Annotated in this window: 11 protein-coding genes and 3 pseudogenes; 8 read left to right on the top strand and 6 right to left on the bottom strand. The window is 50.7% G+C overall.

The window, feature by feature from the left end; translation table 11 throughout:
- Nucleotides 1-14: 14 nt before the first annotated feature.
- Nucleotides 15-1,235 carry a diaminopimelate decarboxylase gene (gene lysA / locus ACTHUF_RS04465; RefSeq protein WP_440407250.1) on the top strand — a complete coding sequence of 407 codons (1,221 nt, stop codon included), beginning with the start codon at nucleotides 15-17 and terminating at the stop codon, nucleotides 1,233-1,235.
- 102 nt (nucleotides 1,236-1,337) lie between these two features.
- On the opposite strand, the gene ACTHUF_RS04460 is transcribed toward lysA, so the two are convergent.
- Together ACTHUF_RS04460 and ACTHUF_RS04455 are read right to left on the bottom strand one after the other, a co-directional pair.
- Nucleotides 1,338-1,565, bottom strand: coding sequence for a SlyX family protein (locus ACTHUF_RS04460; RefSeq protein WP_004518924.1), 228 nt, complete (start codon nucleotides 1,563-1,565; stop codon nucleotides 1,338-1,340).
- A gap of 1 nt (nucleotide 1,566) precedes the next feature.
- Entirely contained in the window at nucleotides 1,567-2,940 is a 1,374-nt protein-coding gene (locus tag ACTHUF_RS04455; RefSeq protein WP_315094071.1) for a Na+/H+ antiporter family protein, read from the bottom strand.
- A 348-nt stretch (nucleotides 2,941-3,288) separates the two neighbouring features.
- Between ACTHUF_RS04455 and ACTHUF_RS04450 the strand changes: the two genes are divergently transcribed.
- The 4 genes from ACTHUF_RS04450 to ACTHUF_RS04435 all read left to right on the top strand — a co-directional run bounded on the left by ACTHUF_RS04450 (nucleotide 3,289) and on the right by ACTHUF_RS04435 (nucleotide 8,351).
- Complete coding sequence (locus ACTHUF_RS04450) at nucleotides 3,289-4,608, top strand: MFS transporter (RefSeq protein WP_440407248.1); 1,320 nt, start codon at nucleotides 3,289-3,291, stop codon at nucleotides 4,606-4,608.
- 317 nt (nucleotides 4,609-4,925) lie between these two features.
- The gene (adhE, locus tag ACTHUF_RS04445; RefSeq protein WP_440407246.1) at nucleotides 4,926-7,541 is read left to right on the top strand and encodes a bifunctional acetaldehyde-CoA/alcohol dehydrogenase; all 2,616 of its coding nucleotides are present in this window, start codon (nucleotides 4,926-4,928) and stop codon (nucleotides 7,539-7,541) included.
- Nucleotides 7,542-7,666: 125 nt separating this feature from the next.
- The gene (locus ACTHUF_RS04440; RefSeq protein ID WP_315094078.1) at nucleotides 7,667-7,921 is read left to right on the top strand and encodes a helix-turn-helix transcriptional regulator; all 255 of its coding nucleotides are present in this window, start codon (nucleotides 7,667-7,669) and stop codon (nucleotides 7,919-7,921) included.
- On the top strand, nucleotides 7,908-8,351 hold the full coding sequence (locus ACTHUF_RS04435) for a MutH/Sau3AI family endonuclease (RefSeq protein WP_440407244.1): 444 nt from the start codon (nucleotides 7,908-7,910) through the stop codon (nucleotides 8,349-8,351). Before ACTHUF_RS04440 ends, ACTHUF_RS04435 begins: the two co-directional genes overlap by 14 nt.
- 266 nt (nucleotides 8,352-8,617) lie before the next feature.
- Here the strand turns inward: ACTHUF_RS04435 and ACTHUF_RS04430 are convergent.
- The 4 genes and pseudogenes from ACTHUF_RS04430 to leuS form a co-directional block, all read right to left on the bottom strand.
- Nucleotides 8,618-9,127, bottom strand: a pseudogene (locus ACTHUF_RS04430) (DNA-methyltransferase).
- Nucleotides 9,120-9,284 (bottom strand): annotated as a pseudogene (locus tag ACTHUF_RS04425) (DNA adenine methylase); the annotation flags it as partial. The pseudogenes ACTHUF_RS04425 and ACTHUF_RS04430, both read right to left, overlap by 8 nt.
- Nucleotides 9,257-10,047, bottom strand: a pseudogene (locus ACTHUF_RS04420) (DpnI domain-containing protein). The pseudogenes ACTHUF_RS04425 and ACTHUF_RS04420, both read right to left, overlap by 28 nt.
- A gap of 140 nt (nucleotides 10,048-10,187) precedes the next feature.
- Nucleotides 10,188-12,818 (bottom strand): leucine--tRNA ligase, encoded by a 2,631-nt coding sequence (gene leuS / locus ACTHUF_RS04415; RefSeq protein WP_204788681.1) that lies wholly within the window; start codon nucleotides 12,816-12,818, stop codon nucleotides 10,188-10,190.
- A gap of 210 nt (nucleotides 12,819-13,028) precedes the next feature.
- Between leuS and dnaJ the strand changes: the two genes are divergently transcribed.
- The 3 genes from dnaJ (at nucleotide 13,029) to ACTHUF_RS04400 (ending at nucleotide 15,717) form a co-directional block, all read left to right on the top strand.
- Entirely contained in the window at nucleotides 13,029-14,180 is a 1,152-nt protein-coding gene (dnaJ, locus tag ACTHUF_RS04410; protein WP_049322586.1) for a molecular chaperone DnaJ, read from the top strand.
- Nucleotides 14,181-14,477: 297 nt separating this feature from the next.
- On the top strand, nucleotides 14,478-15,056 hold the full coding sequence (locus tag ACTHUF_RS04405; RefSeq protein ID WP_440407242.1) for a TMEM165/GDT1 family protein: 579 nt from the start codon (nucleotides 14,478-14,480) through the stop codon (nucleotides 15,054-15,056).
- A gap of 1 nt (nucleotide 15,057) precedes the next feature.
- Nucleotides 15,058-15,717, top strand: coding sequence for a TIGR01621 family pseudouridine synthase (locus ACTHUF_RS04400; RefSeq protein ID WP_440407240.1), 660 nt, complete (start codon nucleotides 15,058-15,060; stop codon nucleotides 15,715-15,717).
- The last annotated feature ends 24 nt before the right edge of the window (nucleotides 15,718-15,741 follow it).

Genomic DNA, 15,741 nt, shown 5'->3' with positions numbered 1-15,741 from the left:
AAGACTTCACAAATATGACCTTATCCTGCGAACAAATCCCTTATTCCCACCTTGCCGAGGAATTCGGCACGCCGCTTTATGTGTACAGCAAATCTGCGCTGACCGAGGCGTTTGAAAACTACCAAACCGCGTTTACCGCTTTAAATCCGCTTGTCTGCTACGCGGTTAAAGCCAATGGCAACCTGAGCATCATCAAACACTTTGCTTCTTTGGGGAGCGGTTTTGACATTGTTTCCGGCGGAGAGTTGGCGCGTGTTTTGGCGGCCGGCGGCGATGCGGCGAGAACGATTTTTTCCGGTGTGGGCAAGAGTGAGGCAGAAATTGAATTTGCGCTGAATGCAGGCGTGAAATGTTTCAACATGGAAAGCATTCCCGAAATCGACCGCATTCAGAAAGTTGCCGCGCGTTTGGGTAAAGTCGCTCCGGTTTCCCTACGCGTCAATCCTGATGTCGATGCCAAAACCCACCCTTATATCTCCACCGGTTTGAAAGCCAACAAATTCGGTATTGCCTATGCCGATGCGCTTGAGGCCTATCGTCATGCTTCCCGACAAAGCCATTTGAAAATCATCGGTATCGACTGCCATATCGGCTCGCAACTGACCGACCTCAGCCCGCTCATCGAAGCCTGCGAACGTATTTTGGCCTTGGTTGACCAACTGGCAGACGAAGGCATTGTGTTGGAACACTTGGACTTGGGCGGCGGTGTCGGCATTGTTTACCAAGACGAAAATGTGCCTGATTTGGGCGCGTATGCCAAAGAAGTTCAAAAACTGATCGGTACACGCCGTCTGAAACTGGTTCTCGAGCCCGGCCGCAGCTTGGTTGGTAATGCCGGAGCGTTGTTGACGCGCGTCGAGTTCGTCAAACATGGAGAAGAGAAAAACTTTGTGATGGTCGATGCGGCGATGAACGATTTGATGCGTCCGGCGCTTTATGACGCCTATCATCACATCGAAGCGGTCGAAACCAAAAACATTGAGCCTCTGACGGCCAATATCGTCGGCCCGATTTGCGAAACCGGCGACTTCCTCGGCAAAGACCGCACCATCGCCTGCGAAGAAGGGGATTTACTGCTTATCCGCAGCGCCGGTGCGTATGGTTCAAGCATGGCGAGCAACTACAACACGCGCAACCGTGCGGCGGAAGTATTGGTTGACGGAAGCGGATACAAACTTATCCGCCAACGTGAAACCGTCGAGCAGCAAATGGCCAACGAATTGGCTTGTTTGTAAGGCTGGATTGTTTAAAAGGCCGTCTGAAAGCTTGATTGACTTTCAGACGGCCTTTGCTATAAAAGAAAAGGGCATGTATCCAACACGCCCTTTTTCAGTTTATCAATAATGCGGCGGAATCTCGTCGCGCAGGCTGTACGGTTCGCGTTCGCCATTTGCGCCTTTGTCCTGCATCCGTTGGTACAGCAGCCGCAGCTGGCCTTGCTGCAAATCCAAAGCCTGCTGCATCTTGGCGATGGTGTCGTTCAGGCTGCCGATTAAATCTTCCTGCAAGGCCGTCTGAATTTCCAGCTCTGTGACGCGGTGTTCCAATTCCTGAATATCGCTCATATTACAGCACCATCGCGGCAATCCAGCCGGCAACCATCAGCGGGATATTGTAGTGGATAAAAGTCGGGATAACCGAATCGCGGATGTGGTCGTGTTGACCGTCGGCATTCAAGCCCATGGTCGGGCCGAGCGTTGAGTCGGAAGCGGGGGAGCCGGCATCGCCCAGCGCGCCTGCCGTGCCGACGATGGCGACGGTTGCCAGCGGCGAGAAGCCGAGGCTGATACACAACGGCACATAAATCGCGGTAATAATCGGCAAGGTGGAGAAAGAAGAGCCGATACCCATGGTGACCAACAATCCGACAAACAACATGGCAAAGGCGGCCATGCCTTTATTGCCGCCGAAAAGTTGCATACTGTGTTCGACCAGCGGTTTGATTTCGCCTGTCGCGGTCATGACTGCCGCAAAACCTTGTGCCGCAATCATAATAAAGCCGACCATCGCCATCATTTTGATGCCTTCGCCGAACACATCGCTGGCGGCGGAACGGTTCATCACGCCCAGCATCATAAACACGGCAAAGCCCAACATCGCGCCCAATACCAATGAGTTTTCATACAAAAGCTGAATGACAAAGCACACGGCAATCGCCACGGCCGCCACCAAGCTGCGATAGGTTGACGGCTCTTGCTGCTGCACCGCTTCACGGTTGTCTTCCGTATCGGCGGCGTTGTTTTGATAAATGCGCGGCTTGCGGTAGTGCAAGAAGGCCAGCAGCAAGCCGGACACCATGCCCAAAGCCGGAATCGCCATTGCGTGCATCACATTGATGCCACCGGTGTCCATGCCTGCCGAGCGGATATTGCCCAACATGATGTCGTTCAAGAAGATGGCGCCGAAACCGTAAGGCAGGAACATATAAGTCGTTACCAAGCCAAACGTAATCACGCAGGCCACCAGGCGGCGGTCGAGTTTCAAACGGTTGAACACCAACAGCAGCGGCGGAATAATCATCGGGATAAACGCAATATGAATCGGCACAACGTTTTGGCTCATCACGCCCATGCACAAAATAATCGCCAGCAGCAGCCATTTGACCGTGCCTTCGCCTTTCGCATTGCCTTCACCACCGTTGAGCTTGCGGATAATCACGCCGGCGAGCTGTTGCGGCAGGCCGGAATGCGTGATGGCCATGGCAAACGCACCGAGCATGGCATAAGACAGCGCGATTTGCGCCCCGCCTTTCAAGCCTTCGTTAAAAACGGGAATAATCCCTTGCTGCACCACATCGCCGGCTGCGTTGGTTACATTCTCCAAAGGCATACCGGCCACCAATCCGCCGACAAACGCGCCGACAGCCAAGCTGAGCACCACATGCACGCGCGATAAAGACAGCGCCAGCATGATGATGACCGCAATTACAACCGCATTCATATCGTTCTCCGTTGTTTCAGACGACCTGTTATGTAAAAACAGGCAATCATCTGTTTACATATTACAAATAAACATCATAACCCAAGCATGAAGCCTTTGCAAAAAACGGCAGGCCGTCTGAAACCCGGAGTATCGGTTTCAGACGGCCTGCCGTGAACGCTTATTCAGCGTTTTAGTAGGGCGTGCGTTCTGGCGATAATAATAGCCAAAAAACGCGCGCTTCCTATTCTTTGCATAGGGTACCAATGTTAAAATTGACACAATGTCTCGGTTTCAGGTTTGTCACTGAAATTAAAACATTTATTGATAAAACCCAATTCAATCATACACAAACAAAGGAAAGAAGTGATGGATATTCTGACGCGGCTGCACAATCTGCCGCCCTCCCGCTTTCATTACAAACTTCTGGTTTTGGTCGGCATAGGTTGGCTGTTTGATGCCATGGATACAGGCTTGGTGTCGTTTGTATTGCCGGCTTTGGGAAAAGATTGGGCGTTGGCTCCGGCGCAGTTGGGCTGGATTGTCAGCATTGCCTTTGTCGGCATGGCTCTAGGTGCGGTATTCAGCGGCTGGCTGGCGGACAGGTTCGGACGGAAAACCGTTTTTGCCGGCACGATGGTGGTGTACAGTATTGCCACAGGTTTGTGCGCGCTTGCGCCTGATTTGACGGTTTTGCTGGTGTGCCGCTTTTTTGTCGGCGTCGGTTTGGGCGGCCAACTGCCCGTTGCCGTGTCGCTGGTCAGCGAATATGCGCCGCCGAAAGTACGCGGCCGTTTTATTGTGTTGCTGGAAAGCTTTTGGGGTTTGGGCTGGCTTTCGGCCGCGCTGGTGTCTTATTTCTTTATTCCGCAAACCGGCTGGCACAGTGCGTTTTTATTCGGCGCCTTGCCCCTGTTTTATGTGCCGTTGGTGTTGAAATTCGTTCCCGAATCCGTGCCTTACCTGCTTTCCCGCGGCAAAACCAACGAAGCACACCGTTTGGTATCCGCGCTGGAAATTCAATCGGGCATCACGCCGCCGACACAAGCAGTTGCCGCACCGGCCGCCCCGCGCGAACGCATCCGCTTCTTCCAACTTTGGCAACATCCGTTTGCACGGCGCACGCTGATGCTGTGGCTGGTTTGGTTCGGCATCGTGTTTTCGTATTACGGCATTTTCACTTGGTTGCCCAAACTGCTGGTCGAGCAGGGCAATACCGTGGTTAAAACCTTTGAATATGTGTTGGTGATGATTGTTGCGCAACTGCCCGGCTATATAGCCGCCGCGGCCTTGGTGGAAAAAATCGGCCGCAAAGCAACGCTGGCAGGCTTTCTGGCCGCTTGCGCCGCGTGCGCATGGTTTTTCGGGCAAAGCACGACTGCGGCCGAAGTCATGATTTGGGGCAGCCTGATGTCCTTCTTCAACTTGGGCGCATGGGGCGTTTTGTACACCTACACCCCCGAACTCTACCCCTTGCGCTTCCGTGCCTTCGCATCCGGCTGGGCAGGTGCCATCGGCCGCGTCGGCGGCATACTCGCGCCTATGGTGGTGGCGGCGATGGTGGGCAACAGCGGCGACTTCGGCAATATCTTTATGATGTTTGCGCTGGTCATGCTGCTGATTGTGGCGGTAATCTTGGTATTGGGTGAAGAAACCAAAGGCCGTACGCTGGAAGACATCAGCCAATAAAAGATAGATATGAAAAGGCCGTCTGAAAAAGATTTTCAGACGGCCTTTGTTTATTTACGCTTGTAATTTTAATACATCGTTTTTCTGTTTTTATCTTAATTATCGAGGAAAGCGACGAAGAATGACCGTTTTTGTTTTCGTGTGGATAAAAATATTATACTTCAAAGAATTAAAATGAATAAACGATAAAATGGCCGTCTGAAAAGTTCAATCATGGTTTGTGATGTAGGTCAAAGCAAAATGTAACTAAATTACCTATAGTTATCGTAGTGAAAATTTATTGACCTTATTGCCACCTTTTATTAAGGAGATACACCATGAACGCATCAGCCGACAACGTCGTCAGCCCAGCCGTAGCCGAGGTAAACAGCCTGGTTGACAAGGGTTTACGGGCATTGGACGAGTTTCTTAAGCTCGATCAGGAGCAGATTGACTTTATTGTTGCCAAAGCCTCTATTGCCGCGCTGGACAAACATGGTGTACTCGCCATGCACGCGGTTGAAGAAACGGGACGCGGCGTGTTTGAGGATAAGGCGACGAAAAACCTGTTTGCCTGCGAAAACGTCGTGCGCCGCCTGCGTGATTTGAAAACTGTGGGCGTCATCAGCGAAGACGATGTAACCGGCATTACGGAAATTGCCGATCCGGTCGGCGTGGTTTGCGGTATCGTGCCGACGACCAATCCGACTTCCACCACCATTTTCAAATCCCTGATTGCACTGAAAACCCGCAATCCGATTATTTTCTCGTTCCACCCGTCCGCCCAGCAGTGTTCCGCCCATGCCGCGCGTATCGTGCGCGATGCGGCGATTGCGGCCGGTGCGCCGGAAAACTGTATCCAGTGGATTGAAAAGCCGTCTATGGAAGGCACTTCCGCGCTGATGAAACATCCGGGCGTGGCAACGATTTTGGCGACCGGCGGCAATGCGATGGTGGAAGCCGCGTATTCTTGTGGCAAACCTGCGCTCGGCGTTGGGGCGGGCAACGTACCTGCTTATGTTGAAAAAACGGCGGACATCAAACAGGTGGCGCACGATATTGTGATGTCGAAATCTTTTGACAACGGCATGGTGTGCGCCAGCGAGCAGGCGGTGATTGCCGATAAAGAGATTTACAAAGAGTTGGCCGAAGAGTTCAAATCCTACGGCGTGTACTTTGCCAACAAAAAAGAAAAAGCCATGCTCGAAGAGTTTATCTTCGGCGTAACGGCGAATTGCGCCAGCTGCGGCGGCGCGAAACTCAATTCCGCCGTTGTGGGCAAACCGGCGACATGGATTGCCGAACAGGCCGGGTTTAAAGTACCTGAAAAAACCAATATCATCATCGCCGAATGCCGCGAAGTCGGCCCCAACGAGCCGCTGACCCGAGAAAAACTTTCGCCCGTTTTGGCCATGATTAAGGCGGATTCGACCGAACAAGGCTTGAAGTTCGCCGAAGAAATGGTCGCCTTTGACGGCTTGGGACACTCCGCCGCCATCCATACTGCTGACGAAGAATTGGTCAAAACGTTCGGCTCCCGCGTCAAAGCCCTGCGCGTGATTTGGAATTCGCCTTCCACCTTCGGCGGCATCGGCGACGTGTACAACGCTTTCCTGCCTTCTCTGACCCTCGGTTGCGGCTCTTACGGTAAAAACGCCGTCGGCGGCAACGTCAGCGCAGTCAATCTGTTAAACATCAAAAAAGTAGGCCGTCGGAGAAACAACATGCAATGGTTCAAAGTGCCCGCAAAAATCTATTTTGAACGCGATTCCATCCAATATCTGCAAGACATGAAAGACTGCGAAAAAGTCATGATTGTGACCGATCGTTCGATGGTTGATCTGGGCTTTGTCGATAAAATCACCTACCAACTGCACCAACGCAAAAACAAAGTGACCATCCAGCTGTTTACCGATGTCGAAGCCGATCCGAGCGTCCAAACCGTCTATAAAGGCACGGATTTGATGCGCAGCTTCCAGCCCGACACCATCATTGCGCTGGGCGGCGGCTCGCCGATGGACGCGGCCAAAGCCATGTGGCTCTTCTACGAACAGCCGCAAGTCGATTTTGAAGACTTGGTACAAAAATTCATGGACATCCGCAAACGCGCGTTCCGCTTCCCCGAATTGGGCCGCAAAGCCAAATTTATCGGCATCCCTACCACATCGGGAACCGGCTCTGAAGTCACGCCGTTTACCGTCATCAGCGACGGCGATAAAAAATATCCGATTGCCGACTACTCACTGACACCGACCATTTCGATTGTCGACCCTGCGTTTACCATGACCGTACCGGCAAGCGTAACCGCTGATACCGGTTTGGACGTATTGACCCACGCGGTAGAAGCGTACGTTTCCGTACTGGCGAACGACTTTACAGACGGCCTCGCCCTGCAAGCTATCAAGCTCGTGTTCCAATACCTCGAACGCTCCTACAAACACGGTGCGGCCGATCCGGAAGCGCGCGAGCATATGCACAACGCCTCCACCATCGCAGGCATGGCGTTTGCCAATGCGTTCTTGGGTATCAACCACTCGATGGCACACAAAATCGGCGGCAAATATCACGTTCCGCACGGCCGCGCCAACGCCATCCTGCTGCCACACGTCATTCGCTACAACGGCACACGCCCGCAGAAAACCGCCACTTGGCCGAAGTACAACTACTACAAAGCCGACCTGAAATATCAGGAAATCGCCCGTACTTTAGGTTTGCCATGCAGCACACCGGCAGAAGGCGTAGAATCCTTCGCCCGCGCCTGTCATGAACTGGCGGTCAACGTCGGCATCAAAATGTCGTTTAAAGAGCAGGGCATCGATGAGAAAACCTTCCTCGACGGCAGAAAAGAGCTGGCCATGATGTCTTTTGAAGACCAATGCACCCCGGCCAACCCGCGTCTGGCACTGGTCGCCGACATGGAAGAAATCCTGACCAAAGCCTATTACGGCGAATAAAATCGGGGAGATAAAAAGGCCGTCTGAAACCTGAATATAGGGTTTCAGACGGCCTTTTGTATTAGAACTAAAGTTGATACTTATTGTATGTGGAATTTAATTTGCAAACATTAAGAATAGTCATCATGAAATCAGAAATTTTAAAACAATTTGGCAAACATGTTCGTCATTTAAGACAACTGCAGGATTTAAGTCAGGAAGCATTGGCTGAAAAAGCGAATATGCACCGGACTTATATCGGGATGATAGAACGTGGAGAGCGTAACCCCGCCCTATTAAATCTTGTTCGTTTGGCTAATGCATTAAATATTTCTTTACCTGAACTTTTGACTTTTAAAGACTATGTTAATGAAGGAAACTGTGATAATGAATTTAACTGATTCGTATGATTTTTTTGAAGAAAACGCCGGAAAGACGCTAGGAGAACTAAAACTTGAATATCAAACCAGATTTCCTGGTTTTACCTCTGAAATGAGGATAAATAAAGGCGGGGTAGGACAGTTTATCGAAAAATTGATAGGGCTTAACAATACAAATGCTTTGACAGATTTTGCTGATGGCGAGCTGAAAACCAATAAAGCAGATACAGATGGTGCACCACTAGAGACTATGTTTATCTCGCAGATTTCCAGTAACTTTGATCAGTTAATCAGCGATCAGATAAGCTTTGAAGATAGTTGGATATACCAAAAAATTAAGAATTTGCTATATGTTCCTATTTGTAAAGTCGGCAACGATCCTGACCAATGGTACATACAGTCAGCCTATCATGTGCAAATAAATGAAGGGGTGAACTTTTCAGACAGTTAGCTGATGATTTCACGCAAATTAAAAATAAGCTGTTAGCTGATATTAATTCCGGCGACGGATACATTCATACATCAAACGGTAGTTCTATACCAATCAGATCAAAAGATTCTAAGCCATACCATCCTATATTTTCTGCGCAATATAATCGGAATACTTCAAATAAGAATCAAGCATTTTATTTTAAAAAAGAATTCATGCCGGAAGTTCATGAAATGACCAGACAGGGTAGAGCTGGTATTGTTCGAATAATTTAAAATAAGATGGGGCTACAGCTTTTGTTGTAGCCTTTTCTTTGCTAGTTCAAAAAAATCTTCTGCTAGTTCGCAACCACAAAATTTCCGACCATGTTTTAAGGCAGCGCCTCCTGTTGTGCCGCTGCCCATGAAAGGGTCAAAAATCCAATCACCGATGTTTGAAGCCGATAGCATGCAGCGTTCAAGCAAGGGGAGTGGTTTTTGTGTCGGATGTTTGCCGAATGTTTTTTCAGCTTTATTTGGAGGAGGGAATGTCCAAACACATTTCACCTGTTTACCATCCTTTTGTGTTTTCATGGTTTCAGAATGAAACGTATGTTTGGCTTTTGAAGCCGTTATTGGAAAGAAAGTAAGGCGGGTCTGCAAAAATCATATCAAACAGCCGTTTGGATATTTTTCCAATATCTTCCGCATAACGTTAAAGGAATTTTCGTTGTAGAGGACAAGGTCGTCTGAAACGATTTTTTTCAAACGACTTTGATAAATGGCGGCTTCTTCAGCGGGTTTGTCGAAATCACGCATAAATTGCCAATAATTCTCCGACTTTTTTACGACTGCTGCCCTTTGCGGCAATATTGCGTTGTACTTCAACCGTTTTCAGAATGGCAGAAGAATAAATATCCCTTGTGAATTCAGTATCATGATTTGAAATCAAAACGCCTTGGGAGTTAGGCACAATTTATTGATTTTTTGTAAAGTCCGCGACCAATGAATTCGATCATATTTTGATCACGCAAAATTTGCAACTGTTGGCGGATTTTGTCTTTGATATGGTTGTTTTGGGGGAATTGGATGGATAGTTTGTTTTCAAATTCATACATTTGCGACAATGTGAATTCTTCGGGGAGTTGATCGATACATTTCATAATAGCCAAAAGCCAGCCTTTGCGCTCCGCATTTTGGTTGCGTAAAAATAGATTGGATTGCCATTTCTTCAGAACGATTTCGGGTTCGATAATGCGGGAATTGTCTATTAAGAATATTTTGCCGCTTTCAGGTAAAGGTACAAGATTAATGGAACACATGATGTGGTGCGGTCGGTTTTTAATACCTTTATTTCTGGGAATAATCATGTCCGGTGTTATGAAATGTTTAGGTACAAGCACCAATTGCTGTATGGAGTAATCCGCTTTTTTATATGCAAGAAAGAAAAAGTTTGGGTTGGTATCTGACTGGATGCGCTCCAGCATGGTGTGATATGCACCGTCAGGTACACTGTTACCTATAGTTTTTTGATTTTTACTCTTTAATTCATATTGCTCGTGACAGTTTGGACAAAAGAGGTCTGCAACAGGTTTGTTATTGGTAAATCTCTGCATCGGCTTGCTTCCGCAACAGGGGCAGTAGCCGTTTTTTTCTAGCCAAGCCTCGCTCATTACACGGATTTTGTGGGTTGCTTTATTTTGTTGCTTTCCCAATTCGGTATCGAAAAATAAATTCATGTTTTGGATTTTGAGATTTAAGTTATTTGAGGTTTGTAATGTAGACAACTCAATCTACCTTAAAAAGGTCGTCTGAAAACCCTGTTTCCAAGTTTTCAGACGACCTTTTTTAATTACAGCAATCAATGTCGAATCTGGCTTTACACCACGATGTTCACCAGTCTGCCTGGTACGACGATGATTTTCTTCGCAGGCTTGCCTTCCATGAATTTCACTGCGCCTTCGTTGGCGAGGGCGGCGGCTTCGAGGTCGGCTTTGGAGGCGTCGGCGGCGACGGTGATTTTGCCGCGCAGTTTGCCGTTGACTTGAACCATGACTTCGATTTCGGATTTAACCAAGGCGGCTTCATCGACTGTCGGCCAGCCTGCTTCCCACAGTTTCGCGCCGTTTAATTCGCTCCACAGGGTTTCGCAGATGTGCGGCACAATCGGCCACAGCAGGCGTACGACGGCTTCCAATACTTCTTGGGCGACGGCGCGGCCTTGTTCGCCGTTGGTGTCGGTTTTGTCGTATTGGTTGAGCAGTTCCATCACGGCGGCAATGGCGGTGTTGAACTGCTGGCGGCGGCCGTAGTCGTCGCTGACTTTGGCGATGGTGGAATGCAGTTTGTGGCGCAGGTCTTTGAGTTCTTTAGACAAACCGTCTTGGCTGCCTGCGAACGCTTTGACTGCTTCGCCTTGTTTCAGGTATTCGTAAACGGTGCGCCACAGGCGGCGCAGGAAGCGGTGCGCACCTTCGACGCCGCTGTCGCTCCACTCGAGGGACTGTTCGGGCGGTGCGGCGAACATCATAAACAGGCGGGCGGTGTCCGCGCCGTAGGCGTTAATCAATTCTTGCGGATCGACGCCGTTGTTTTTGGACTTGGACATTTTTTCCGTGCCGCTGATGACGACAGGCAGGCCGTCGGCTTTGAGGACGGCGGAAACGGGGCGGCCTTTATCGTCGAAAGTCAGCTCGACATCGGCAGGGTTGATCCAGTCTTTACCGCCTTTGTCGTTTTCGCGGTAGTAGGTTTCGCAGACGACCATGCCTTGCGTGAGCAGGCGTTCAAACGGTTCGTCAACATTGACCAAACCTTCGTCGCGCATCAGTTTGGTGAAGAAACGCGCGTACAGGAGGTGCAAAATCGCGTGTTCGATACCGCCGATGTATTGGTCGACCGAGCCCCAGTATTTCGCGGCTTCAGCCGATACCATGCCTTCTGCGAACTTGGGCGACATGTAGCGGAAGAAATACCAGCTTGATTCCATGAAGGTGTCCATGGTGTCGGTTTCGCGTTTCGCCGCGCCACCGCAGCATGGGCAGGTGGTTTCGTAAAACTCGGGCATTTTTGCCAGTGGCGAACCCATGCCGTCAGGTACGACGTTTTCAGGCAAAACGACGGGCAGTTGGTCGGCGGGGACGGGGACGTCACCGCATTTTTCGCAATGGACGATGGGAATCGGGCAGCCCCAGTAGCGTTGGCGCGAAATGCCCCAGTCGCGCAGGCGGTATTGGGTTTTCGGTTCGCCCGCGTCTTGGCTTTGCAGCTTGGCGGCGATGGCGTCGAAGGCCGTCTGAAAATTCATGCCGTCCAAGTCGCCGCTGTTGACCAATACGCCGTTTTCTTTGTCGCCATACCATTCTTGCCATTGGTTTGCGTCGAATGCGTTGTCGCCGACGGCAATCACTTGTTTTTTAGGCAGATTGTATTTGGTGGCGAACTCGAAATCGCGTTCGTCGTGTGCCGGAACCGCCATCACCGCGCCGTCGCCGTAGCCCCACAATACATAGTTGGCAATCCACACTTCCAGTTTGTCACCGTTGAGCGGGTTGACGACGTAGCGGCCTGTCGGCACGCCTTTTTTCTCCATTGTCGCCATATCGGCTTCGGCAACCGAGCCGGCTTTGCATTCGGCGATAAATGCCTGCAATTCGGGTTTGTCGGCGGCTGCGGCGGTTGCCAGCGGATGCTCGGCGGCAACGGCAACATAAGTCGCGCCCATCAGCGTGTCGGGACGGGTGGTATAAACTTGCAGGAATTTCGCGTAATCGCCTTCCAAGCCTTGTTTGCTGTCGTCTGAAACGGCGAAGCGCACAGTCATACCGCGAGATTTGCCGATCCAGTTGCGCTGCATGGTTTTGACTTGTTCCGGCCAGTGTTCCAGCTTGTCCAAATCGTTGAGCAGCTCTTCGGCGTAATCCGTGATTTTGAAGTAATACATCGGGATTTCGCGTTTTTCGATCAACGCGCCCGAACGCCAGCCGCGCCCGTCGATAACTTGCTCGTTGGCAAGGACGGTTTGGTCGACCGGGTCCCAGTTCACCGTGCCGTTTTTGCGATAGACGATGCCTTTTTCAAACAGCTTGGTAAACAGCCATTGTTCCCAGCGGTAGTATTCGGGTTTGCAGGTGGCGACTTCGCGCTCCCAGTCAATCGCAAAACCCAGGCTTTTGAGCTGGGTTTTCATGTATTCGATGTTGTCGTACGTCCAAGCGGCGGGGGCGACATTGTTTTTCATCGCCGCGTTTTCCGCCGGCATGCCGAACGCGTCCCACCCCATAGGCTGCATGACGTTGAAGCCGTTTAAGCGTTTGAAGCGGCTCAATACGTCGCCGATGGTGTAGTTGCGCACATGCCCCATATGCAGCTTGCCGCTGGGGTAGGGGAACATGGAGAGGCAGTAGTATTTGGGTTTGGAGGCGTCTTCGGAGACGTTAAAAATACGCTCGTCGTCCCATTTTTTCTGCGCCGCAGGCTCGATGGCGGCGGGCTGGTAATGTTCTTGCATGGTCATTCTGTTTTTCGCTTGAAAACGTTGGAAAAAATAAAGATGGGATTATAGCAGGTTGTCGGGCCTGTCGGTTTGACAAAGGCCGTCTGAATGTTTGGATGTCGGAAAAGCACAATTTCAGACGGCCTTGAAAATACTGACTTGAGTTTTTGATACTCGCCCACATATCCCACCCAGTTTGAATTCATTCTTAACACTATCAAAATTATGAGCAATAAAGATTTTTACGAAACACTTGGTGTTGCCCGCAGCGCTAGCGACGATGAAATCAAAAAAGCCTACCGCAAGCTGGCAATGAAATACCATCCCGACCGCAACCCTGACAACAAAGAAGCGGAAGAAAAATTTAAAGAAGTCCAAAAAGCTTACGATACCTTGTCAGACAAGGAAAAACGCGCCATGTACGACCAATACGGCCATGCCGCGTTTGAGCAGGGCATGGGCGGCGGCGCGGGCGGATTCGGCGGTTTTGGCGGGTTCGGCGGCGCGCAAGGCTTCGATTTTTCCGATATTTTCAGCCAAATGTTCGGCGGCGGTGCCGGCGGCCGCCAGCCGGATTACAGCGGCGCGGACTTGCAGGTCGGCATAGAAATTTCGCTTGAAGAAGCCGCCAAAGGCGTGAAAAAACGCATCAATATTCCGACTTACGAAGAATGTGATGTCTGCCACGGCTCAGGTGCCAAACCGGGTACATCCGCATCGACTTGTTCGACCTGTCACGGCTCAGGCACGGTGCACGTCCGCCAAGCCATTTTCCAAATGCAGCAGACTTGTCCGACTTGTCACGGTACGGGCAAAGAAATCAAAGATCCTTGCGTCAAATGCCGTGGCGAAGGCCGCACCAAAACCAGCAAAACGGTTGAAGTCAATATTCCGGCAGGCATCGACGACGGTCAACGCATCCGCTTGAGTGGCGAGGGCGAGCCGGGTCAACACGGCGCGCCGGCAGGCGATTTGTACGTCAATGTCCGCGTGAGACAGCACAAAATCTTCGAGCGCAACGGCTTGGACCTGCATTGCGAACTGCCGATCAGCTTTGCCATTGCCGCATTGGGCGGTGAAGTCGAAGTGCCGACTTTGGACGGCAAAGTCAAACTGCACATTCCGAAAGAAACGCAGACCGGCCGCCGTATGCGCGTGAAAGGCAAAGGCATCAAGTCTTTGCGTTCCAGCTCGACCGGCGATTTGTACTGCCACATTTTGGTTGAAACACCGGTTAACCTGACCGACCGTCAGAAAGAGTTGCTGGAAGAATTTGAAAAAATCTCCTCCGGCCTCAATCTCAGCCAAACCCCGCGCAAAAAATCGTTTTGGGAAAAAGTAGGCGAAAAAGTAGGCGATTTGTTCTCCGATAATTAATCGCTGTGAAAAAGGCCGTCTGAAACCTGCTTGAATGAGGTTTCAGACGGCCTTTTGTTTTTCTTTTTGTTGCTTCAGGCTATGGTTTGCCGTAAAATCCGCGCTTCACTCTTACGGGAGTAGCCATTCGGCGCAATGCCGAAACCGTTGTCAACATAATCGGCTTGTGCGGCCGTGGCAGCGGTATCTTCTCTGCTTTATCGGAAGACAGGCAAGACGTAAGCGTTGTCCATACCCTTGCGGGCGGTATGCACAGCGCTTTTTGTTTGCCCGCTTTTCGGTTGAGTATCTTAAATCATGGAAGCTTTTTTCTCCTCGACGCTGGGCGTTGCCATTGCCGAAATCGGCGATAAAACGCAATTACTGGCGCTCTTTTTGGCAGCACGTTTTGCCCACAAAAACGCGATTGTTGCCGGTATCTTTGTTGCAACCCTATTGAACCATCTCGTTTCAGCCGCAATCGGTGTCTGGCTGGCATCCACTATTTCGCCCGAAGTCATGAAATGGGTGGTCGGTGGCAGCTTTATTGCGGTCGGATTATGGCTGCTGCTGCCGGACAAAGATGAAGACCCTGACAGCAAATGGCTGAAATACGGCGCATTTACGGCGACGGTTGTCCTGTTTTTCTTGGCGGAAATCGGCGACAAAACGCAAATTGCAACGGTTCTTTTGGCGGCCAAATACCAATCTATCCTGCTCGTCGTGGTCGGCAGTATTGCCGGTTTGATGATTGCTTCTGTGCCTGCCGTGTATTTGGGCGAAATGCTGATGCGCAAAATTCCGGCCAAAGCAGTGCGCATTGCCGCATGTATCTTGTTCTGCTTGCTGGGTATTTTGACCCTGCTTGGCGACGGTATCGTGTTGAAGGCCGTCTGAAATGTGGGACATTGTTTTTGAACACAAAGACTTTGTGGTCATTAATAAGCCTTGTGGCGTATCGGTGCACAGCGAATCGGAAGGGGAGGTTTGCCTGACCGTATCGCTGGCGCAGCAGCTCGGCGTTGAGCGCGTGTGGCTGGTTCACCGTTTGGACAAAGCCACCAGCGGCCTGTTGCTGCTTGCGCTCAACCGAGACAGCGCGGCGGCTTTGTCGGCGCAGTTTGCCGAGAAAACCATGCGTAAAACTTATTTGGCACTCGGTACGCACAAGCCGGCGAAAAAGCAGGGTTGGGTGAAAGGCGGTATGGCGCGTTCGCGGCGCGGTACATGGAAGCTGACGCGTGATGAGGATAATTTTGCCGTTACCCGTTTCAGCAGCCAAAGCCTGAAGCCCGGTTTGCGCCTGTTTGTGTTGCAACCGTTTACCGGCAAAACCCATCAGCTGCGCGTGGCCATGAAAAGCATAGGCAGTCCGATTTTGGGCGATACGCTGTATGGCGGCGATAAGGCGGAACATCTGTTTCTGCACGCTTGGCGTTTGGTTTTCGACTATCGCGGCGAGCATTTCGATATTCGGGTTGCACCTGATAAGACATGGCCGTCTGAAATCGATTTGCCGGCGTGTTTGGGTTCGGATGAATCCGAAGAGAAGCAGTGAAATTTTTGTATATATTAAAAAAGG

The sequence above is a fragment of the Neisseria sp. P0024.S006 genome (assembly GCF_051956595.1).
In the GTDB taxonomy this organism is placed as follows: Bacteria; Pseudomonadota; Gammaproteobacteria; order Burkholderiales; family Neisseriaceae; genus Neisseria.
This window is presented reverse-complemented; position numbering and strand designations above follow the sequence as displayed.

What these genes read in the sequence shown, in the direction of transcription:
- ACTHUF_RS04405 (WP_440407242.1), top strand. Translation starts at nt 14,478, where the DNA reads ATGGAAGCTTTTTTCTCCTCGACGCTGGGCGTTGCCATTGCCGAAATC.
- leuS (WP_204788681.1), bottom strand. Translation starts at nt 12,818, where the DNA reads ATGCAAGAACATTACCAGCCCGCCGCCATCGAGCCTGCGGCGCAGAAA.
- dnaJ (WP_049322586.1), top strand. Translation starts at nt 13,029, where the DNA reads ATGAGCAATAAAGATTTTTACGAAACACTTGGTGTTGCCCGCAGCGCT.
- ACTHUF_RS04450 (WP_440407248.1), top strand. Translation starts at nt 3,289, where the DNA reads ATGGATATTCTGACGCGGCTGCACAATCTGCCGCCCTCCCGCTTTCAT.
- adhE (WP_440407246.1), top strand. Translation starts at nt 4,926, where the DNA reads ATGAACGCATCAGCCGACAACGTCGTCAGCCCAGCCGTAGCCGAGGTA.
- lysA (WP_440407250.1), top strand. Translation starts at nt 15, where the DNA reads ATGACCTTATCCTGCGAACAAATCCCTTATTCCCACCTTGCCGAGGAA.
- ACTHUF_RS04440 (WP_315094078.1), top strand. Translation starts at nt 7,667, where the DNA reads ATGAAATCAGAAATTTTAAAACAATTTGGCAAACATGTTCGTCATTTA.
- ACTHUF_RS04455 (WP_315094071.1), bottom strand. Translation starts at nt 2,940, where the DNA reads ATGAATGCGGTTGTAATTGCGGTCATCATCATGCTGGCGCTGTCTTTA.
- ACTHUF_RS04400 (WP_440407240.1), top strand. Translation starts at nt 15,058, where the DNA reads ATGTGGGACATTGTTTTTGAACACAAAGACTTTGTGGTCATTAATAAG.
- ACTHUF_RS04435 (WP_440407244.1), top strand. Translation starts at nt 7,908, where the DNA reads ATGAATTTAACTGATTCGTATGATTTTTTTGAAGAAAACGCCGGAAAG.
- ACTHUF_RS04460 (WP_004518924.1), bottom strand. Translation starts at nt 1,565, where the DNA reads ATGAGCGATATTCAGGAATTGGAACACCGCGTCACAGAGCTGGAAATT.